Origin of the sequence: Reyranella sp., assembly GCF_965279465.1 — a bacterium.
Classification (GTDB): domain Bacteria; phylum Pseudomonadota; class Alphaproteobacteria; order Reyranellales; family Reyranellaceae; genus Reyranella.
On record NZ_OZ257242.1, the window covers coordinates 7,413,286 to 7,433,687 of the forward strand.

At 65.9% G+C, this 20,402-nt stretch carries 22 protein-coding genes; 14 read left to right on the forward strand and 8 right to left on the reverse strand.

From position 1 onward, the window contains the following. Nucleotides 1–26 precede the first annotated feature (26 nt). Nucleotides 27–794 (reverse strand): SPOR domain-containing protein, encoded by a 768-nt coding sequence (locus tag ACQY8M_RS36150; RefSeq protein ID WP_428666994.1) that lies wholly within the window; start codon nt 792–794, stop codon nt 27–29. 148 nt (nt 795–942) lie between these two features. Beyond that, nucleotides 943–2,685 (reverse strand): arginine--tRNA ligase, encoded by a 1,743-nt coding sequence (gene argS / locus ACQY8M_RS36155; protein ID WP_428666997.1) that lies wholly within the window; start codon nt 2,683–2,685, stop codon nt 943–945. A 67-nt stretch (nt 2,686–2,752) separates the two neighbouring features. Between argS and ACQY8M_RS36160 the strand changes: the two genes are divergently transcribed. Beyond that, complete coding sequence (locus ACQY8M_RS36160) at nt 2,753–3,451, forward strand: SDR family NAD(P)-dependent oxidoreductase (protein ID WP_428667000.1); 699 nt, start codon at nt 2,753–2,755, stop codon at nt 3,449–3,451. Between the two features lie 18 nt (nt 3,452–3,469). On the opposite strand, the gene glgA is transcribed toward ACQY8M_RS36160, so the two are convergent. After that, a complete protein-coding gene (glgA, locus tag ACQY8M_RS36165; protein ID WP_428667003.1) occupies nt 3,470–4,894 on the reverse strand; it encodes a glycogen synthase GlgA in 1,425 nt (474 codons plus the stop codon). Between the two features lie 295 nt (nt 4,895–5,189). Between glgA and ACQY8M_RS36170 the strand changes: the two genes are divergently transcribed. Both ACQY8M_RS36170 and ACQY8M_RS36175 read left to right on the forward strand, forming a co-directional pair. Further along, nucleotides 5,190–5,564 carry a hypothetical protein gene (locus ACQY8M_RS36170; RefSeq protein WP_428667006.1) on the forward strand — a complete coding sequence of 125 codons (375 nt, stop codon included), beginning with the start codon at nt 5,190–5,192 and terminating at the stop codon, nt 5,562–5,564. Between the two features lie 33 nt (nt 5,565–5,597). Continuing rightward, nucleotides 5,598–6,500 (forward strand): TerC family protein, encoded by a 903-nt coding sequence (locus ACQY8M_RS36175; RefSeq protein ID WP_428667008.1) that lies wholly within the window; start codon nt 5,598–5,600, stop codon nt 6,498–6,500. On the opposite strand, the gene ACQY8M_RS36180 is transcribed toward ACQY8M_RS36175, so the two are convergent. The 4 genes from ACQY8M_RS36180 to ACQY8M_RS36195 form a co-directional block, all read right to left on the reverse strand. Beyond that, the gene (locus ACQY8M_RS36180; protein ID WP_428667011.1) at nt 6,489–7,676 is read right to left on the reverse strand and encodes a deoxyguanosinetriphosphate triphosphohydrolase; all 1,188 of its coding nucleotides are present in this window, start codon (nt 7,674–7,676) and stop codon (nt 6,489–6,491) included. The two genes, ACQY8M_RS36175 and ACQY8M_RS36180, sit on opposite strands and share 12 nt — an antisense overlap. A gap of 23 nt (nt 7,677–7,699) precedes the next feature. After that, the gene (locus ACQY8M_RS36185) at nt 7,700–8,248 is read right to left on the reverse strand and encodes a YjbE family putative metal transport protein (RefSeq protein WP_428675587.1); all 549 of its coding nucleotides are present in this window, start codon (nt 8,246–8,248) and stop codon (nt 7,700–7,702) included. A 112-nt stretch (nt 8,249–8,360) separates the two neighbouring features. Further along, complete coding sequence (locus ACQY8M_RS36190) at nt 8,361–8,792, reverse strand: universal stress protein (RefSeq protein ID WP_428667014.1); 432 nt, start codon at nt 8,790–8,792, stop codon at nt 8,361–8,363. An 8-nt stretch (nt 8,793–8,800) separates the two neighbouring features. After that, nucleotides 8,801–9,538 (reverse strand): TerC family protein, encoded by a 738-nt coding sequence (locus ACQY8M_RS36195; RefSeq protein ID WP_428667017.1) that lies wholly within the window; start codon nt 9,536–9,538, stop codon nt 8,801–8,803. Between the two features lie 118 nt (nt 9,539–9,656). Here ACQY8M_RS36195 and gpt point away from each other — a divergent pair, with 118 nt between their 5' ends. From gpt to ACQY8M_RS36250, 11 genes are all read left to right on the forward strand, one after another. Beyond that, nucleotides 9,657–10,157 (forward strand): xanthine phosphoribosyltransferase, encoded by a 501-nt coding sequence (gpt, locus tag ACQY8M_RS36200; RefSeq protein WP_428667020.1) that lies wholly within the window; start codon nt 9,657–9,659, stop codon nt 10,155–10,157. Continuing rightward, nucleotides 10,157–11,167, forward strand: coding sequence for a zinc-dependent alcohol dehydrogenase family protein (locus ACQY8M_RS36205; RefSeq protein ID WP_428667023.1), 1,011 nt, complete (start codon nt 10,157–10,159; stop codon nt 11,165–11,167). The genes gpt and ACQY8M_RS36205 overlap by 1 nt, the downstream gene beginning before the upstream one ends. Before the next feature lie 17 nt (nt 11,168–11,184). Next, nucleotides 11,185–11,424: a ribbon-helix-helix domain-containing protein gene (locus tag ACQY8M_RS36210; RefSeq protein ID WP_428667026.1), complete on the forward strand. Its 240-nt coding sequence runs from the start codon at nt 11,185–11,187 to the stop codon at nt 11,422–11,424. A gap of 3 nt (nt 11,425–11,427) precedes the next feature. Then, nucleotides 11,428–11,736, forward strand: coding sequence for a type II toxin-antitoxin system RelE/ParE family toxin (locus ACQY8M_RS36215; protein ID WP_428667028.1), 309 nt, complete (start codon nt 11,428–11,430; stop codon nt 11,734–11,736). Nucleotides 11,737–11,738: 2 nt separating this feature from the next. Beyond that, nucleotides 11,739–13,775 carry a bifunctional aldolase/short-chain dehydrogenase gene (locus tag ACQY8M_RS36220; RefSeq protein ID WP_428667030.1) on the forward strand — a complete coding sequence of 679 codons (2,037 nt, stop codon included), beginning with the start codon at nt 11,739–11,741 and terminating at the stop codon, nt 13,773–13,775. Nucleotides 13,776–13,834: 59 nt separating this feature from the next. Continuing rightward, nucleotides 13,835–14,725, forward strand: coding sequence for a TauD/TfdA dioxygenase family protein (locus tag ACQY8M_RS36225; RefSeq protein ID WP_428667032.1), 891 nt, complete (start codon nt 13,835–13,837; stop codon nt 14,723–14,725). A gap of 257 nt (nt 14,726–14,982) precedes the next feature. Then, complete coding sequence (locus ACQY8M_RS36230) at nt 14,983–15,786, forward strand: IclR family transcriptional regulator (RefSeq protein WP_428667034.1); 804 nt, start codon at nt 14,983–14,985, stop codon at nt 15,784–15,786. A gap of 41 nt (nt 15,787–15,827) precedes the next feature. Next, nucleotides 15,828–16,811, forward strand: a complete 984-nt coding sequence (dctP, locus tag ACQY8M_RS36235; RefSeq protein ID WP_428667036.1) for a TRAP transporter substrate-binding protein DctP — start codon at nt 15,828–15,830, stop codon at nt 16,809–16,811. 18 nt (nt 16,812–16,829) lie between these two features. Then, nucleotides 16,830–17,348 carry a TRAP transporter small permease gene (locus ACQY8M_RS36240; RefSeq protein WP_428667038.1) on the forward strand — a complete coding sequence of 173 codons (519 nt, stop codon included), beginning with the start codon at nt 16,830–16,832 and terminating at the stop codon, nt 17,346–17,348. Continuing rightward, entirely contained in the window at nt 17,348–18,682 is a 1,335-nt protein-coding gene (locus ACQY8M_RS36245) for a TRAP transporter large permease (protein ID WP_428667040.1), read from the forward strand. The genes ACQY8M_RS36240 and ACQY8M_RS36245 overlap by 1 nt, the downstream gene beginning before the upstream one ends. Before the next feature lie 41 nt (nt 18,683–18,723). Beyond that, nucleotides 18,724–19,521 carry a 2-keto-4-pentenoate hydratase gene (locus ACQY8M_RS36250; protein ID WP_428667042.1) on the forward strand — a complete coding sequence of 266 codons (798 nt, stop codon included), beginning with the start codon at nt 18,724–18,726 and terminating at the stop codon, nt 19,519–19,521. A gap of 14 nt (nt 19,522–19,535) precedes the next feature. On the opposite strand, the gene ACQY8M_RS36255 is transcribed toward ACQY8M_RS36250, so the two are convergent. Further along, nucleotides 19,536–20,381 (reverse strand): hypothetical protein, encoded by an 846-nt coding sequence (locus ACQY8M_RS36255; protein WP_428667044.1) that lies wholly within the window; start codon nt 20,379–20,381, stop codon nt 19,536–19,538. Between the last annotated feature and the right edge of the window lie 21 nt (nt 20,382–20,402).

Here is a 20,402-nt window from a genome sequence, read left to right on the forward strand (position 1 = left end):
ACTCCAGTGGCGCTCATGGCTGGGCATTACCTGGCCGGCGGGACCGCGACGCAGTCGGTCTTGCGCGACTTGAGCGTGCCGCAGACGTTGTGCGCCTGCTTCTCGTCGAGCGGGCCCGCCTGTACGCGATACCACACGCCCTTGTCACCGAGATCGACCCGCGCCGGCTGCATGCGCAGGTTGGCAAGCACATCGCCGTGCGCCGCCTGAAGACGCGCCCAGGTCGACTTGGCGATATCCTCGCTCTTCACCGAGGCAATCTGGATGCGCCAGCCACCGCTCGCGCCGGACATGCCCTCGATCAGGCTGGCGATGCTTGGGCCGCTCTCGCTGGATGGGGTCGAGGACGGCGCCTGCGTCACAGTCGGCGGGTTGGCCGGCAGCGCGGGCGCCGGCGCCGGTGCCGTTGACGTTGCGGCCGCCTGCACCGGTGTCGGGGTCTTGGCAGTCTCCGGTTCCTTGGGCGCCGACGGCGTCGGCATGATGCCGCCCGCCGGCAGCCGGGGGGTGGTCGGTCCGGGCAGCAGCTTCTCGGGCTGGATCGGCACCGCCCCGGGGGAGATGCGATTGTAGACTTCCTTGTCCTGGTCGGGTGGGACGAGGCCGCCGGCATTCTCCGGCTTGACCCGGGTCGGCGTGGTCGGCGCCTGCACGACCAAGGGTTCCAGCCCCTTGCCGCCAGCGCGGACGTCCTGATTGTGTGCCCACCATACGACCGAGCCGAAGCTCGCGATGGCGGCGATCGAGACCATCATGGTGAGGATGGTGCCGCGCCGCCGGTTGACCTTGGCCAACAGTGAATCCCGCGGCGGCGGGGGGATCGAATCGGGTTCGTGCGCGACGGGCCGGGCCGGCGGTTCACGCCGTGAGGCGACCGACTCGTTCGGTCGGTAGATCTTTGGGCCGTCGCCGGAGGGGGGCCGGCGGATGTGCATTTTTTCCTTATCTCATTTCTTCGACGGGTGTTACGCCGAAGATCGATAAACCGGATTCTATCACAAATCCGATCGCCTGCACCAACGCAAGCCGCGCGCGCGTCGTTTCGGCGTCCCCTTCGACCACGAAGCGCAACGATGGCTCATCCTTGCCGCGATTCCAGTGGCCGTGGAAGGCGGCGGCGAGATCGTAGAGGTAGAAGGCGATGCGGTGCGGTTCGTGCGCCGAAGCGGCGGCCTCGACCTGCCGCGGCCATTGGGCGATCAGGCGGATCAGGGCGAGTTCGCCCGCATCGGCCAGACGATCGAGCGCTGTGCCGGCCAGGCCATCAACTGCGATGCCGGCCGCACTCGCCTGGCGCATGACGCTTCGCGTCCGCGCATAGCCATACTGGACGTACCACACCGGGTTATCCCGTGACTGTTCTGTGGCCTTGACGAGGTCGAAGTCGAACGGCGCGTCGTTCTTGCGCGTCAGCATGGTGAAACGCACGACGTCGGGCCCGACCTCGTCGAGCAGGTCGCGCAGGGTCACGAACGTGCCGGCGCGCTTGGACATGCGCACCAGTTCGCCGTTCCGGAGCACGCGCACGAGCTGGCAGAGCTTGACGTCGAGCGCGCCCTTCCCCTCGGTGATGGCGCTGACCGCCGCCTTCATGCGCTTCACGTAGCCGCCGTGGTCGGCGCCCCAGATGTCGATCATGTCGGCGAAGCCGCGGCGGAACTTGTCGTGGTGATAGGCGATGTCGTTGGCGAAGTAGGTCCAGCTCCCGTCCGACTTCTTGAGCGGCCGATCGATGTCGTCGCCGAACTTCGTCGCCCGGAACAGGGTCTGCTCGCGGTCTTCCCAGTCGTCGGGCTTCTTGTCCTTGGGCGGCTCGAGCCGACCCTGATAGATCAGCTCCTGGCGCATGAGCTCCTGGAAGGCGCGATCGACCGCGCCCGACTCGACCAGCGCGCGCTCCGACGAATAGACGTCGATGTTCACGCCCAGCGTCTCGAGGTCCTGCTTGATCTCGGCCATCAGGGTGGTAATGGCGAAGCTGCGCATCTCGGGCAGCCAGTCGGCCTCGGGCTTGTCGATCCAGCGCGCGCCATCGCGTTTTGCGATCGCTGCGCCGACCTCCTTCAAATACTCGCCGGGATAAAGACCGTCGGGAATCTGGCCGATTTGATCGCCCAGCGCCTCCTTATAGCGGAGGTAGGTCGAGCGCCCGAGGGTGTCGACCTGCGCGCCGGCGTCGTTGATGTAGTATTCCTTGGTGACGGCATAGCCTGCCTTGGCGAGCAGGTTGGCAAGCGCGTCGCCCACCACCGCGCCGCGCGCATGCGCCACGTGCAGCGGCCCCGTCGGATTGGCCGAGACGTATTCGACATTGACCTTCTGCCCGCCGCCCATCGTCGACGCACCGTAGGCCGCGCCCTCCGCCAGGCACTCGGCCAGCCGCGCGCGCCAGAAATCGTCGCGGAGCTTGAGGTTGATGAAGCCCGGCCCGGCGACGGCGCCGTCGACTACATCGGGATTGGCCTTGAGCCGCGGCAGCAGCGCATCGGCGATATCGCGCGGCTTCTTCCTCGCGGCCTTGGACAGCACCATGGCGGCATTGGTGGCGATGTCGCCGTGCAAGGCATCGCGCGGCGGCTCGGCGGTGAGGCCGGAGAAATCGAGCGCGGACGGCAATTCGCCCGCCGCCTGCATGGCCCGCAGCGCAGCCTCGATCTCACCGATGAAATGACGGTAGGGATTCATGGGGCGGGGTATTGCCTAATCCGTCAAGTTTGTCATGTAGCATCACCACCCCAGACGAGGCCTGAACATGCGCGCTTTGCACGATTCCCACGTTGTCATCACCGGCGCGACCGGAGCGCTGGGCAGGGCTGTGTCGCAAGCCCTGGTCGAGGCCGGCGCGCACTGCCATGTGCCGGCCATCGAAACCTCGGTGCCGGCCGACCTTTTTCCTGCCGGCAAGGTTTCGGTCACCACGGGCATCGATCTGTCGGACGAAGCGGCGGTCGCCGGTTTCTACGCCAAACTGCCGCCGCTGCATGCCGTGGTGAACATCGCCGGCGGGTTCGCCTGGGCGCCGATCGCCGACAGCCCGCTGAAGGTCCTGCAGCAGCAGCTTTCCATGAACCTCGTCTCCTGCGTCCTGAGTTGCCGCGAGGCGGTGGCGAACTTCCGCAAGGCCGGCCACGGTGGACATATCGTCAACATCTCGGCCCGTCCGGCGCTCAATCCGCGCCAGGGGGCCGGCATGACCGCCTACACCGCCTCGAAGGCCGCCGTCGCCGCCTTCACCGTGGCGCTGGCCGAGGAACTCAAGGGCGAGAACATCTCGGTGATCGCGCTGGCCCCTTCGACCATCGACACGCCGACCAACCGGGCCGACATGCCCAAGGCCAACCATGCGAGCTGGGTGACACCAACCGCGATCGCCAAGGTAATCGTGGCGCAGCTCGGGCTCAGCGATCCAGTCAACTCCGGCGCGCTGATCCCGGTCTACGGCAAGGCATAAGCCGTTCGCGACGAACGGTCAGGGCACTGCTGTGCGAGCAACGTTACCGTAGAGGGCCTGGTAGGCGCGTGCCGACTCGTCCCATCCGAACGGCTGCGCCATCGCGAGCTTACGCATCGAATGAAGTCGCGACTTGGCACCGAAGGTCGCGAACGCACGGCACACCGCACCCAGCAAGCCCTCGGCCGAGCAACGCTTGAAAAGGAAGCCGGTCTTGCCGTCCACGATCGTATCGGAGAGGCCACCGGTGCGATAGCCGATCGGCAGCGAGCCGAAACGCTGCGCATACATCTGGCTGAGGCCGCACGGCTCGAAACGCGACGGCATCAGCGTGAAGTCGCTGCCGGCGAACATCCGGCGCGCCCGGGCATCCTCGAAGTCCAGTGCGACCGCGATCGCTTCGGGATGACGGCGCTTGGCGTCTTCGAGCGCGCGCTCGAGATGCGGCTCTCCGCGACCGGTGATGACGATCTGTCCGCCTGCCTCGACGATGGTGTCCGCGGCGGAAGCGACCAGGTCGATCCCCTTCTGGTGAACCAGCCGTGCGACCAGCGCGAACAACGGTCCCTTCGACAGGGCCAGGCCGAATTCCCGCCGAATGTGATCGGCGTTGGCCTGCTTTCCTCCCCACTCGCCTGAGGCAAAAGGCGAGACCAGCGCGCTGCAGGAGCGCGAATCCCAGCTCTCGTCGATGCCGTTCAGGATGCCGGATAGGCGACCTTCCTGCGAGCGCCGGGCCAGCAAGCCGTCGAGGCCGCAGCCCTGCTCGGGCGTCGTGATCTCGGTCGCATACGTCTTGCTCACCGTGGTCAGATGGTTGGCGTAGTAGATGCCGGCCTTGAGGAAGGAGACCTTGCCGTAGAACTCGACTCCTTCCATCTGGAACGCGCTCTCCGGCGCGCCGATCCGCTGCAGCGTCTCGGGCGAGAACAGGCCTTGGTACGCGAGGTTGTGAATCGTCAGCAGGCTCGGAACACTGGCTCCCATCCAGGACAGGTAGGCCGGGATCAGCGCGGTCTGCCAATCGTTGGCATGCACGATATCCGCGCGCCAGTTCGGATCGAGTTGACCGGCCGCGAGCCGCGCCGCTGCCGAAGCCAGCACCGCGAAGCGCACGTCGTTGTCGTGCCAGTCGTCGCCTTGCGCGTTGGTGTAGGGCGTGCCGTCGCGATCGTACAGTTCCGGACAGTCGACGACGTAGATCGTCAGGCCGTCGGCCGACGCGCCCTGCACGATCGAATAGGCCGGGAAATGCCCGGCCCTCTCGCAATGGGCAACACGGCTCGTCGAGCTCAGGCCCTTCAGGACCGACGGAAAGCCGGGAATCATCACGCGGACGTCATGGTTTCTATTCAGCGCCCGGCTCAACGCCGCCGAAACGCTGGCGAGACCGCCGACGCGGACAAAGTCCTCGAACTCCGATGCAGCGAACAGGACACGCATGTCGCGACTTCACCACCGACCGGGGCTGCAAAGCGGCTCTCGGGTCTCGCCCGATCGATGAAGACGAGGAAGCAACTATCGCGCCACTTCCGCCGCTTCATTTTCTCTCGGGCTCGCCATTCGTATCCGCAGCCACTCGCGACACGACGCCCTTTTCGAAGCGCACATTGCGGGACCAATGGCGTAACGCTGGCCGCCCCACTTTGGTCACATACCAAGTTGTCGCAGGTCTATGGATCGAACATTGTCGCGCGTTGCGCGCGCCCCTTGAAATTCCGGAATGGAAAGGCGACATTTGGGCACCAGCATGCTTCTCGTCCATCGCTCGCGCCGCGCCGCCAACGCCGTCCGGACCGCTTCCCCGGGTGGAGAGCTGTTTGTTGCCTCGGTGGTGGTGACCATGCTGCTCGCGGCGTTCGGCGATGCCGTCGATCCGCTCTGGCTGGAGGAAGTCGGCCTTGAAGTCGCTCTGTTCGATTTCGGCGGCGAAATTGCGCTGCTCGGCGTGCAGCAGTGGCACCTTCTCCAGTTCCTTCTCGCTGGCGCCGTGATTGCCGGCGGCATCGGCGCATTCAGGGCCGTCGTCGGCCGAATTTTCCAGCCATTGCACCCCGCGCCGCGGCGCGGCCTGGACAAGGTGCCGATCGAACTCCGACCGAAGTCTTTCTAAAGCCCTTCTGTCGTCTTTCGTCGGAGTTTCAAAATGCCCGAAATCTTTTCGGCCGCGTTCCTGTCGGCCCTGTTCGCTATTGTTCTGATCGATCTCGTGCTGGCGGGCGACAACGCCCTGATCATCGGCCTGGTCGCACGCAACCTCCCCAAAGAACAGCAACGCAAGGTGATCTTCTGGGGCACCTTCGGCGCCATTGCGGTGCGCGGCTTGATGGCGATCCTTGTCGTCTACATCCTGAACGTGCCGGGATTCATGCTGGCTGGTGGCCTGGCGCTCATCTGGATCTCACGCAAGCTCCTCACGCCCGATGAAAATGCAGCAGACGCGCATAAGGGGCCGGCACCGGCGACCTCTTTCCCCGCCGCTCTGCGCACCATCGTCGTGGCCGACGCGGTCATGGGTATCGACAACGTGTTGGCGATCGGCGGTGCTGCGTCAGGCAGCATCGTGCTGATCATAATGGGTCTCATCATCAGCGTCCCGATCATCGTGTGGGGAAGCCATCTCGTCATCCGCCTGGTCGACCGCTATCCGGCCGTCATCCTCCTCGGGGGCGCGGTGCTGGCCTGGACCGGATATTCGATGATCGTTCGCGAGCCCCTGCTGATGACCTGGCTGGCGGCGCACCCGCCGGCCCGCTTCGTGATCGCAGTCCTGGTGTTCTCGCTCTCGCTCGCGCCGTGGTGGAGCGAGCGCCTGTCGCGCAAAATGCAGCCCCTCGTCGTGCTGCTGCCCGGCCTGCTCGTCTGGCTGCTCGCCTTCGAGGTCGCCATCCCGTACCTCAAAGGCAGCGGCGGCGTGCTGGCCACCGACATGGGCTCGTACCTCATCCAGGCGGTGCGCTGGCTTGGATGGTTGCCGCTGGCGGCGGCCTACATCCTGTTGCGGGAACGCGCCGCGCCGCGCACAGTCAATGCGCCGTCACGACCATAGGTCGAACAGCCGCCGGTGCTCGTCGAGCGCGTACCGGTCGGTCATGCCGGCGATATAGTCGGCGACAAGGCGGGCGCGGGCGGCCCTCTCGGCCGCCTCCGCCCGCTCACGCCAGGGCGGCGGCAGGCAGTTGGGTTCGGCGAATAGCAGGCCGAACAGGTCCATCACCACCCGGCGCGCCTTGGAATGCGAGCGGTTGAGATGCCAGTGCTCGTACATGCGCTTGTAGAGGAATCCCTTCACCGTCCGGTCGGTCGCCGCCATCTTCCCGGAGAAGGCAACGATCGGCCGGCCGAGCGCCCGGACGTCGGCGACCGATTTTGGCCTGGCCTCCGCCAGGCGCCGGCCGGACTCGGCCAGCACGTCCTCGACCATGGCGTTGATCATGCGCCGGATCGCCTCGTGGATCAGGCGCGACTGGGCGATGCCCGGATACTTCTTCTCCACCAGCACGAACATCTCGCCGACCAGCGGCAGGTCGCGCAGGTCGGCGATTTCGAACAGGCCCGCGCGCAGGCCGTCGTCGATGTCGTGGTTGTTGTAGGCGATGTCGTCGCTGAGGGCGGCGACCTGCGCTTCGGGCCCGGCATGGCCATCGAGCTCGAGATCGTGGTCGCGGCAATATTCGACGATCGCGGCCGGCAGGTCGGTCAGAACGCGGCCGTCCTCGAGCAACGGCCCATTGTGCTTTACCGCGCCCTCGAGCGTCTCCCAGGTGAGGTTGAGGCCGTTGAACTCGGCGTAGCGCTCCTCGAGCTTGGTCAGGATGCGAAGCGTCTGGGCATTGTGGTCGAAGCCCCCGAACGGCTTCATCGCGGCGTCGAGCGCCTCCTCGCCGGCATGGCCGAACGGCGTGTGGCCGAGATCGTGCGCGAGCGCGACGGCCTCGCCGAGATCCTCGTCGAGCCTGAGCGTGCGGCAGATCGTGCGCGCGATCTGCGCCACCTCGAGCGAATGGGTGAGCCGCGTCCGGTAGTGGTCGCCCTCGTGATAGACGAAAACCTGCGTCTTGTGCTTGAGCCGACGGAATGCGGTCGAATGAATGATGCGGTCACGGTCGCGCTGGAAGGGGCTGCGGTTCGGGGCCTCGGGCTCGACGTGCAGGCGGCCGCGGCTCGCCCACGGCAAGGTGGCATAGGATGCAAGTGCTTGCGTTCGCCACAACTCGTCGGCCACGAATCCTCCAATGCGGCCGATTTCTACGCTTTCCGCGCAGCACCAACAACCTCGTGGCTGCCCTCCCAGATCATGTCGGCGGCGACGTAGAGCACGATCAGGAAGCCGATCCAGGCGACCCAGCGATGACGATCGAGAATGCGGGCGATCAGGTTGGACGCCACGGCCATCAGCACGACGGAGAGGCCGAGGCCGATCCACAGGACGACCTTGTGGTCGCGCGCCGCGCCGGCCACCGCCAGGACGTTGTCGAGCGACATCGAGATGTCGGCGACGATGATCTGGATCATCGCCTGACGCGGTGTCTTCGGCGCGGCATGCCCGCCGCCTTCCCCCGTCACCGAATGTTTCTTGGAACGCAGCTCGCGATACATGCGCCATGCGACCCACAGCAGCAGCAGCCCGCCCGCCAGGGTGAGGCCGATGATCTGCAGCAATTCGGTAGCAATCCCGGCAAAGGCCAGCCGCAGCACGGTCGCGCCGGCCACGCCCCAGAAGATGATGCGGGTACGATGCTCGGCCGGAAGCCCGGCCACCGCCATGCCGATGATGATGGCATTGTCGCCCGACATCACGAGGTCGATCAGGACGACCTGCAGGAAGGCCGACAAGACGGTTTGATCCAATCCCAGCGCGTCCATGAGCCTCCAGTCGGCGCGCAGGGCGCCCTATTTCACGAGCGTGCTACTTCACGAGCGTGACTGGCACGTGCGAATGGGCAATGACGTCCTGCGCCACCGAGCCCAGCAGCACGCCGCCCAATCCGGTATGGCCGCGCGTACCCATGACGACCAGATCGGCGCCGAGCTTCTTCGCATAGTCGCGCACCACCTCGCCCTGCCGGCCCACGCCGATATGCACCTTGGCCGGGACAGACGCCGCCTTGGCCAGTGCGACTGCCGAGGCGAGGCATTTGTTGCCTTCCTCGCGGCGGTAGGAATCGATCTGGTCGCGGCCGACGAACGTGGAGATCGCACCACCGAAGCTTGGTTGCACGTTCAGCAGGTGCAGCTCGGCCGCCGGTCCGGCCGCGACCAGCCCGAGCGCATGCTTCACCGCGCGATCGGAGTTCTCCGAACCGTCTACCGGCACCAGGATCGCATTTATCTGTGCCATATCGTCCCTCACTTCCTCTGAGCGTCGCTGGCTTTTTCCTCGGCCAGGTCGACCGGCTCGGCATGGGCGCGTTTCCGGGCGCGGTACTGCAGCGCGTAGCCGATCGCCACGGTGATCACCGCACCGCCGATCTCGAAGATCGTCTTGGCGTTGGGCAGCGCCGCGGCAAGCTTCTCGGCGTAGGCCGGGTCGGTCGCCAGAACCTCGCCCGCGATCCAGCCCAGCAGGCCGCCGCCGGCGATCACGATGATCGGGAAGCGGTTGAGCAGCATCATGATCAGGGTGGCGCCAAAGATGATCAGCGGGATGCTGATCAGCAGGCCGAGGACGATAAGGACGACGTCGCCCTTGGCCGCCGCGGCGATGGCGATGGCATTGTCGAGGCTCATCACCGCGTCGGCAATGATGATGGTGCGCACGGCCGCCCAAAGCGAGCCCGCCGCCTTCACGCCATCCTCGCCCTCTTCTTCGCCCTGGACCAGCTTGATGCCGATCCATAGCAGCAGCAGGCCGCCGATGAGCTTGAGGAAGCTGATATTAAGGAGCTGATCGACGATCAGCACGAAGATGATGCGGAGGATGATGGCGCCCGCGCTGCCGATGAAGATGGCGGGCTTCTGGTGGCGCGTTTCGAGGTTGCGGCACGCCAGCGCAATGACCAACGCGTTGTCGCCGGAGAGGACGATATTCACCAGGATGATCTGGAGAAGACCGCTCCAGAAGGCCGGGGTCAGTTCAAATCCCATACGCCGCGGTTCCCATCCTGCTATACGTGCGCCGTCGTATTCATTGCACCGGCCGAAGGTGTTAGTGCAGGCCTTGCCGGGGGGCAAGCCAAACCGGACCGGGGGGAGACCAAATCGCATGGCGAGCGGCGCTGGCTACAGCAAGATGTTTCCCGTATCGTGGACGGAGTTGCACCGCGACGCGCGAGCGCTGGCGTGGCGGCTGGCCGATCTCGGGCCGTTCAAGGGATTGGTCGCGGTCACCCGCGGCGGGCTGGTGCCGGCCGCCATCATCGCCCGTGAGCTCAACCTGCGCCTGATCGACACGGTATGCTGCTCGACGTACGACCGCATGGAGCGCGGCGCCAAGGTCGAGACTCTCAAAGGCACCCTGGCGGAACAGGACAAGGGCAAGGGCTGGCTGATCGTCGACGACCTGGTCGACACCGGCGTCACCGCCAAGGCGGTTCGTGCCATGCTGCCCGAGGCGCATTTCGCCACGGTCTATGCAAAACCCGCCGGCCGACCGACCGTCGACAGCTACATCACCGAGGTGAGCCAGGACACCTGGATCCTGTTCCCTTGGGACCAGGAGGCCGTGATGGCCAAGACCATCCTCGAATTGAAGGCGACACAGTGATGCGCTGCTACGTTCTCTCAGATCCCGGCAGCATCGATGGGCTGCGGCTGGTCGAACGGCCCGACCCGGCGCCCGGTCCGCGCCAGGTGCTGGTGCGCGTGCGGGCGACGTCGCTCAACTACCGCGACCTGATCACCGTCGAGGGCAAGTACGCCCGTGCCGCGCCCAAGCCCGACCTGATCCCGCTCTCGGACGGCGCGGGCGAAGTCGTCGCGCTGGGTCCCGGCGTATCGCGCCTCAAGGTCGGCGACCGGGTCGCGGGATGCTTCATGCAGAAATGGATCGGCGGCACGATCGACGAGGCGGCGCAGGCTTCGGCGATGGGTGGCGCGATCGACGGCATGCTGACCGAGCTGGCGGTGCTGGAAGAGGACGGCGCCGTCGTGTTGCCCGCCCATCTTGGCTTCGAGCAGGGCGCCACGCTGCCGTGCGCGGCGGTGACGGCGTGGCACGCGCTGGTCGAGATCGGCCAGCTCAAGGCCGGCGACACGGTGCTGGTTCAGGGCTCCGGCGGCGTCTCGATCTTCGCGCTGCAGTTCGCGAGGATGTCCGGCGCACGGGTGATCGCCACCTCGAGCTCGGCGGCCAAGGCCGAGCGGCTGAAGGCGATGGGGGCCGAGGCGGTGATCGACTACAAGGCGACACCGGACTGGGACCAGGAAGCGCTCAGGCTGACCGGCGGGCGCGGCGTGGACCTGATCGTCGAAGTGGGCGGTGCCGGCACCCTGCCCCGGTCCTTCCTCGCGGCGCGGCTCGGCGGGCGGATCGCGGTGATCGGCCTGCTGACCGGTCCGTCGCAGGTCGATCCGATGCCGATCCTGCGCCGCAACCTGCGCGTCCAGGGCCTCTATGTCGGCAGCAAGCAGATGTTCGAAGCGATGAACCGCGCCATCGCTGCCAACGGCCTCGAGCCGGTCATCGACAAGGTCTTTCGCTTCGCCGAGGCGAAGGACGCCTACCGCCACCTCAAGGGCCAGGGTCACTTCGGCAAGATCATCATCGCGCATTGATGTGCTAAGATGCGAGTATGACGATCCAGCTTTCCCCCGAGCAGCAACAGTGGCTGGAAGACCAGGTCGCTGCCGGACACTTCTCCTCCGTGGAACAGGCGGTTGCAGTGGCCATCGCCGATCTCATGGCAATGGCCGAGGATGACCTCGACTGGGCCAAGCCCCTCGTCGACGAGGCCGCTGCCGAGTTGGATAGGGGAGAAGGTGTGCCCGCCGATGAGGCATTCGCACGTATCTTCAAATCTCTCGACCGCTGATACGTGCCGCGGCTTGTTCTTGCGCCGCGTGCAATCGCCGACCTGACCGCAATATCGGCCACTCTCGCGGAGGCCGCCGGGAAGTCGGTAGCTATCGACTATCTGGCGCGCTTCACGTCGACATTCGACAGACTGGTCTTGCATCCGCTATCAGGAAGCCGCCGATCAAGGCTCGGCGCCCGAGTTCGCATTGCTGTTGTCCGGCCATACGTTGTGATTTATCGAACCAGCGCAGACAACGTCATGATCATGCGTGTGTTGCATGGACATCGTAGGATAACGCGCCACATGCTGACCGAACCCACTGAGTGATCATGCAAAACCTCTGGTCCGATTCCGACGCCAAGGCCGCGATCGCCGCTCACGCCAAAAAAGGCATCGGCGAGGATCTCGCATTGCGCGTCTACACGACGAGACTCTTGGGCGGAGAGCCGAAGCTGGTGCTGCACGGCGGCGGCAACACCTCGGTCAAGACGCGCATGCCCGACATCACCGGCCAGACGATCGACGTGCTGTGTGTCAAGGGCAGCGGCTGGGACATGGGCACGATCGAGGCGCCCGGCCTGCCGGCGGTACGGCTCGCGCCGCTCAAGGAGCTGCACGGGCTGCAGGCGCTGTCGGACGAGGACATGGTCAACGTCCAGCGCAGCAACCTGCTCGACAGCAAGTCACCCAACCCGTCGGTCGAGACGCTGCTGCACGCCTTCCTGCCGCACAAATTCATCGACCACACCCATTCGAACGCCGTGCTGGCGCTGACCGACCAGCCCGACGGCGCAGAACTCGCGGCCGATCTCTACGGCAAGCGCGCCGCGCTGGTGCCCTACGTCATGCCGGGCTTCGCGCTCGCCAGGAAATGCAGCGAGGTCGGCCAGGCGAATCCGGATGTCGAGGGGTTGATCCTGCTCAAGCACGGCATCTTCTCGATGGGCGCGACGGCCGAAGAAGCCTATGTCCGCATGATCGACCTCGTGACCATGGCCGAACAGCGGCTCGCCAAGGCGACACGCAAGATATTCCCGGGCGCCGCCCTGCCCTCGCAACTTGCAAAAGTCGAGGAGATCGCACCGATCCTGCGCGGGCTGATGTCGATCCCGGCGAAGAACGGCGGTCGCGAGGCAGCGCAGCGCTTCGTGTTCGAGTTCCGCACCAATCCGGAGATCCTGGCCTTCGTCAACGGCAAGGAGATCACGCGCTACAGCCAGCAGGGTCCGGTCACGCCCGACCACGCGATCCGCACCAAGAACCTGCCATTCATCGCGCCGGCGCCCGAAGCCGGCAAGCTCGATGTTTTCAAGACCGAGGCCAAGGCCGCGCTCGACACGTTCGCCGCCGACTACCATGCCTATTTCGAGCGCTACAACGGCAAGCAGATCCTGGCGAAGAAGGAACTCGATCCCGTGCCGCGTGTCGTGCTGGTGCCGGGCGTCGGCCTGTTCGGCGTCGGCAACAGCTCGAAGGACGCGAAAATCGCGGCCGACCTCGCGGAGACGACGGTGGCGGTGATCGCCGATGCCGAGCGGCTCGGCACCTACGAGTGCATCCCCGAGCCGGACATCTTCGACATCGAGTACTGGTCGCTCGAGCAGGCGAAGCTCAGCTCGGCGGCCGAGAAGCCGCTGGCACGGCGCATCGCCGTCGTGACGGGCGGCGCGTCGGGCATCGGCGCGGCAACCGCGGCTGCCCTTGCCAAGGACGGTGCCGAAGTGGTGGTGATCGATCGCGATGTGTCCAAGGTGAAGGGCTTCGCCATCGCCTGCGACGTCACCAACGCGGCCGAGGTGCAGGTGGCATTCGACAAGGTCGCGGCAACCTATGGCGGCGTCGACATCGTCGTCTCCAATGCGGGCGCGGCCTGGCAGGGCAAGATCGGAACGGTCGACGAAGCCACCCTTCGCAAGAGCTTCGAGCTCAATTTCTGGGCGCACCAGAGCGTGGCGCAGAACGCCGTGCGCATCATGCGCGCCCAGGGACTGGGCGGCTGCCTGCTGTTCAACACCTCCAAGCAGGCCGTGAACCCGGGCCCGGACTTCGGCCCCTACGGCCTGCCCAAGGCCGCGACGCTGTTCCTGATGCGGCAGTACGCGCTCGACCATGGCGCCGACGGCATCCGATCGAACGCGGTCAACGCGGACCGCATCCGCTCGGGCCTGCTGACCGACGAGATGATCGCCCAGCGCTCCAGGGCGCGCGGCCTCACCGAGGCAGACTACATGGGCGGCAACCTGCTGGGCCTCGAAGTGACCGCCGAGGACGTGGCCCAATGCTTCCTGTCGCTTGCCAAAGCGCCGAAGACGACGGGCGCCGTGCTGACGGTGGACGGCGGAAACATCGCAGCTGCCTTGCGTTAATTCATGTGGACCGCAGGCTTCCGGCCCGCCTCATGATCATGCAGTTCGATGAGGAGAACATGACGATCACGGTGGAGCCCCTCACCCGCCATATCGGCGGCCGCATGACCGGCATCGACGCGCGAAAGGCGCTGACGCCGGACGAAGTGAAGGCGATCGACGCCGCCATGGCCAAGTATGCCGTGCTCGTGCTGCCGGGCCAGGACATCACCGACGAGCAGCAGCTCGCCTTCACCGCCAACTTCGGTCCTTTCCAGGACGGCGCCAACTCGACCGAGCGCAAGCAGGAGCTGCGCCTAGATCCAGCCTTCGCCGACGTCTCGAACCTCGACAGGACCGGACAGAAGCTCGCGCGCGACGACCGCCGCCGCATGGCCTCGCTCGGCAACCGGCTGTGGCACTCCGATGCCTCGTTCCGCGTCGTGCCGGCCAACTACTCGATCCTGAGCGGCCGCATCGTCGTGACCAGGGGCGGCAACACCGAGTTCGCCGATATGCGCGCCGCCTATGACGCGCTCGATGCGGCGACCAAGGCCGAGGTCGAGGACATGATCTGCGAGCATTCGCTGATCTTCTCGCGCGCCCAGCTCGGCTTCGAGGCCTACAAGCCCGAGGAGCTCGCCGACATGAAGCCGGTGCGCCACCGGCTGGTGCGCACCCATCCGACGTCGGGCCGCAAGTCGCTGTTCCTGTCGGCGCACATCGGCACCATCGTCGGCTGGCCGCAGCCCGAGGCGCTGGCCTTCATCCACGACCTGACCGAGCATGCCACGCAGGAGCAGTTCGTCTATTCGCACCAGTGGACGCAGCACGACCTGGTGATCTGGGACAACCGCACCACCATGCACCGCGTGCGCCGCTACGACGACCTCAACGCCACCCGCGACCTGCGCCGCACGACGACGAAGGGCGATGGCCCCACGGCGGAGCAGGTCGGCTCTATCTCCTGACCTCTCCCGCAATCGGCCCCTCGACCGGCAACGGCGCCGATATCTGATTGCGCCTCGCGAGGAGCGCGGGCGGGCGCAGCCCGGATCGGCATCGCGCCAAAGGCGTGCGAAGGCCGGAGCGCGCGCGTCATCACAACCACACCATTCGTGATTTGCCTGACCCCGCGGCTCGGACCAAGCCGCTTTCGAGGGCCGCGCGCGCCATGGCGCGAAACACGCGTTTGACAATACAATTCCAGCCACCGTAATTTATGTCCATGGGACGGCTGTCACCCCTGCAGCGCAAGGTCGAGACGGATCACCTCGAAGCCGAGGAGGCGCCGGTACAGGGATTGGCGCGCGGCCTGTCCGTGTTGCGCGCCTTCCAGCCAGGCGAAAGCGCCTTGAGCAATGCCGAGATCTCGGCCCGGACCGGCCTCACGCGTCCGACCGTATCGCGCCTGACGCAGACGCTGACGGCACTCGGCTATCTCGCATACGTTCCGCGGCTGGGCCGCTACACGCTCGGCGCGGCGATCGCCTCGCTCTGCCATTCGCTGCTGTCGGGCATGCCGTACCGCATCACTGCTCGTCCCTACCTGCGGGAGGTCGCGCAGGCGACACGGCTGCCGGTATCGATCGGTGCTCGCGACCAGCTCCACATGATCAACATCGACACGGTGCGGCACGACAATGCGCCACCAGCGCGCTTCGACCTCGGGGCCCGCATCCCGCTGGCGACGACGGCGATGGGGCGCGCCTACCTCTTCGCCCTGCCCGAGTCCGAACGCGCTAGCCTGCTCGATCGCATCCGCCAGGATGCCGGTCGCGACTGGCGCTCCCTCCGGTCGAGCATCGACCGCGCCTTCGACATGCTCGATCGCAAGGGCTTCTGCGTGTCGGCCGGAGAATGGCGGACCGACGTGGTGGGGGTAGGCGCGCCGATCGTCACGGCCGACGGCATCGTTCTCGCGGTGAATTGCGGCGGCCCGCCCTTCGAACTCTCGGAGGAACGCGCGGTCGCCGATGTCGGGCCGAGGGTCGCGCATGCGGCGGCGATCATCGGCGGCAGCGCAACGTAATGCAGCGGCCGTCTCGGTCGCTTCGACGGGGGAGGTGAGAAATGAAGGAATTCAGGATGCCGTCACGGCGGGCCGTCGCTCTCGGGGTCGCACTCGTGTCTCTGGCCGTTCCGGCGGCAGCCCAGGAAGTCGTCCTCAAGGGCGTCGCAGCCTTCCAGGAAGGCTCGATCTATGCCCAGAAGTTCGAACAGTACGTCAAGGCGGTGAACGAGAAGGGCAAGGGCCTGATCCGCATCCAGTATCTCGGCGGCGCCCCCAAGGTCATGCCGCTGTTCGACGTCGGCAAGAATCTCAAGGACGGCGTCATCGACATCGTCACGACCTCGAGCGCCTATTACGGCAACGTGCTGCCCGAGGCCGAGGCGATGAAGCTGATCGAGGTGCCGATGTCCGAGCTGCGCGCCAACGGCGGGCTGGATTTCGTCAACAAGCTGCATGTCGAGAAGGCCAATACCCAGTTCCTGGCGCGCTTCTACAACTACGAGCGGGCACACATCTTCCTGAACAAGGAGATCGCCAAGCCCGACTTCTCGGGGCTGAAGATCCGCGTGACGCCGATGTACCGACCGATGGTCGAGAAGCTGGGCGGCGCGGGAATCAATTCGACGCCTCCCGAGGTCTACACCATGCTGGAGCGCAACACGGTTGACGGCTACGGCTGGGCGACGCGCGGCATCTTCGACTACTCCTGGCAGAAGGTGACGAAGTTCCGTATCGATCCGGGCTTCTATCACCCTGACATTACGCTCATGGCCAACCACGATACCTGGACCAAGAAGCTGAACGACGCACAGCGCAAGCTGCTGCTCGACCTGGCGCTCGAGATCGAGAGCGGCACTGCCGACATCGGCTTGATCGAGGCTGAACGCAAGAAGCAGGAGGAGGCGGGCATCAAGGTGATCCGCTTCTCGCCGGCCGACGAGCAGCGCTACGTGAAGGAGGCGCGCGAGGCCGGTTGGGCGGTCGTCAACAGGATCAGCCCGGAGAATGGTCCCAAGCTGCGCACCTACTTCGCCAAGGAATAAGTGTCAGAGGCGCGCGCCATGGCCGTCGCACTGGCCTTATTCGAGAAGTTGCTCGGGTTCTTCGCCACGCTGTTCGCGCTGGCGATCGGGTCGATCATCGTGCTGATCTGCCTCGACGTCGCCATGCGCAACCTGTCCCTGGGCTCGCTGCCGTGGCTGATCGAGCTGTCGGAGTATCTTCTCTACGCCGGCACGTTCCTGGCTGCCCCCTGGGTGCTTCGCCAAGGCAACCATGTCAGGGTCGATATGCTGTTCGTGGCCCTGCCCAAGCGGCTGGCGGTTCGCCTCGAGCAGCTGGTCGACCTGCTGGGCTTCGGCATCAGCCTGGTGCTGCTCTACTACGGCAGCGCCGTCGTCTCCGACGCGTGGCGCACCGACATGGTCGCCTACAAGACTTGGTACGTGCCGGAATGGCTGCTGTTCCTCGCCATTCCGGTCGGCGCTCTGCTGCTCGCCGTCGAGTTCGTGCTCCGCTTCCTGCGCGTGCAGGGCGTCGTGCGCGAGACGTATGATATCTCCGACAGGGCGTCGATCTGATGGCGTGGCCCGTCGCCCTCGGCCTCATGCTGGGCCTGGTCGTCGCGGCCATGATCATGGGCCTGCCTGTCGCCTTCGCCTTCTTCCTCACCAACATCGTCGGCGCGGTGATTTTCCTGGGCGGCGAGAACGGCATCATGTCGTTCCTGCGCGGCTCGATGGCCTCAATCGCCAACTTCAACCTGGCACCGGTGCCGCTCTTCCTGGTGATGGGCGACATCCTGCTGCGCAGCGGCATGGCGTTCCGCGCCATCGATGCCATCGACCGGTTGATCCTGCGGGTGCCGGGCCGCCTGTCGGTCGTTGCGGTGACCGGCGGCACGGTGTTTTCGGCGCTCTCGGGCTCGACCATCGCCACGACGGCGATGCTCGGCCAGTCGCTGCTGCCCGACATGCTGAAGCGCGGCTACCACCCCTCGATGGCGATGGGACCGATCATGGCGATCGGTGGCGTCGACATGCTGATCCCGCCGTCAGCCCTGACCGTCCTGCTGGCGACCCTGGCCAGCAGCGTCAGCCGCGAGAAGGTGTCGGTAGCGGACCTGCTGATCGCCGGCATCATCCCCGGGCTGATCATGAGCGCCTGCTTCCTGGGATGGATCGTGCTGCGCTGCTGGATGAGGCCCGACCTCGCGCCACAGGACGAGGCCGCACGGACACCCATGACCCTCGCCGAGCGGTGGCGGCCCTTCTTCGTCGACGTCGTGCCGCTATCGTTCATCTTCGTCGTCGTCATGGGCAGCATGTTCCTGGGCTGGGCCTCGCCGACGGATTCGGCCGCCCTCGGCTGCCTGGCGACCGTCGCGCTGGCGGCCTGCTATCGAGTGCTCAGCTGGAAAGTCGTCTTCGACAGCCTCAAGAGCACGGCGGTCGTCGCCACCATGATCTTCTTCATCATAGCGGCTTCCACGACCTTCGCGCAGATCCTGGCTTTCTCGGGCGCCACCGACGGCGCTCTGGCGGAGATCGCCAAATACGAGATGACGCCGCTGGTCGCGGTCTTCGTGATGATCGCGATCCTGGTCGTGATGGGATGCTTCATGGACCAGATCAGCATGATGCTGCTGACGTTTCCGTTCTTCATGCCATTGGCCAATGCGCTCAACATGGACCTGGTGTGGCTGGGCGTGATCCTGCTGATCTCGCTGCAGATCGGTCTGCTGACGCCGCCCTTCGGCCTGCTGCTTTTCGTGATGAAGGGCGTGGCCCCGCCCCACATCACGATGCGCCAGGTCTGGGCCGCCGCGCTCCCCTACACGGTGATCGTCTTCGGGGTGCTGATGCTGGTCGTCTTCGTTCCCTCCGTGGCCACGTTCTTCGCATCCCGCGGTTAAGGAGGGACAATGACTGCCGTCGAACGGCCGGAGATCGCAACGTGAAGAACGAGAACGCTCCTTCCATGACGGATGCGGCGGCGCTGCTGGCCACTGCGCGACAGAGGCACGAACCAGTCGGGGATCTGTCGACGGTCCGCACTTTCGACGATGCCTACGCCGTGCAATCGGCCTTTCGGGCGTGCTGGCCACAGGAAGTTGTCGGATACAAGGTCGGCTGCTCGTCCGAGCAGTCGCAGCGGCTGGTGAACGCGCCGGGACCGATCGCCGGATGCCTGTTTGCCGACAGCGTCTGGCGGCAGCCCGCGACGCTCGATCCGCGGCACTTCTTCGTGACCGGCGTCGAGGCCGAGTTCGGATTCCGGATGGCCGCCGACTTGCCGCCTCGCCCCACGCCCTACTCGCCCGAGGAGACGGCGGCCGCCGTCGCCGCTGTCGTACCGCTGATCGAGATCTGCGATACGCGGCTGTCGGACTGGCGGACGCGACGCATCGAGGAGATCACCGCCGACAATGCCTTCAACGGCGGTGTTGTCATCGGATCCGATTTCACGGCATGGCGCGAGCTCGACCTTGGCGCCCATCAAGTGACGTTGGCAATCGACGGCGTGCCGAAGGGCGCCGGGACCGGTGCGCTCGTCCTCGGTCATCCGCTGCTGGCGCTGACCTGGCTGGTCAACGAACTATCACACCAGGGCGTCGGGCTGAGGGCCGGGGAGCTGGTGGCAGCCGGCACCTGCACCGGGCTCCATTTCGCCCCGTCCGAAAGCAAGGTCGTGGCCGATTTCGGCCCCCGGCTCGGCCAGATCACGATCCATTTCCGAAGCCGTGTCTCGTAGACCCTTTGCGGGGGTCACGGCGGCAGCTGGAACCCCGCGATCGTCGTCTTCGACAGCTCGGGATAGCCGAGGCGGCAGGTGAAGGGGCCGCTGGCGTAGCCCATCAGGGCCGAGAATTGCAGCTCGACGCCGCGTTGCGAAAAGGACCAGATCGACGGACGGCGCAGGTTCTCGCTGAAGCGCTCGATCGCCTCGCGCAACGGATAGAGGCGGCGAAACGGTTCGCCTCCCTTGTCCCCTTCGACGAACTGGTACCAGCAGGCGGCGGCGACCTCGTCGAGATGGAACCACCTTTCGGGAGCCAGCATCGTGCCGTTCGCGGCATCGATGTTCACCGTGTAGAAGCCGCCCGAACCGTAGGCACCGCAGCACACCCATTCCGCGAACTTCACCGAGATCAGCCGGGGAGAGCGGTAGATGGTGCGAACGTCGATCGTATCCTGCCACGTGTTCGTGGTCTTCGGATCGATCGATTGCCCAAAGGGCAGTCGATCGACCAGTTTCAGCACCTGCTCGTTGAAATGACGTTCCCCCGGCGTCCGCGGCGCTTCGAACTCGACATAGGTCGCATGGATGTCGACGTTCATATTGACGTCCGCTTTCTTTCGCGATCGAAAACGCAGCCGCCCCATCGATCCGCTGCTCATACCGTCGAGCGCCGCCAGCTCGGCGGCATGATCGTCGATTGCTTCGCGCAAGCACGTCCTGTCGACCTCGCCATCGCTGGCCGGGCACCGGCCGCTTCGCGCGATCACCCAACCGTTCTCATAGGCGGCGAATGCCGACCTGTCCGCCGCCGGCAGGCCTGCGAAAATGCGCTCGTAAAGAGAGAGTCGCCTCTCCTCCGCTGCCTTCAGCATAGCGTCGCGGCAGATCGTCCT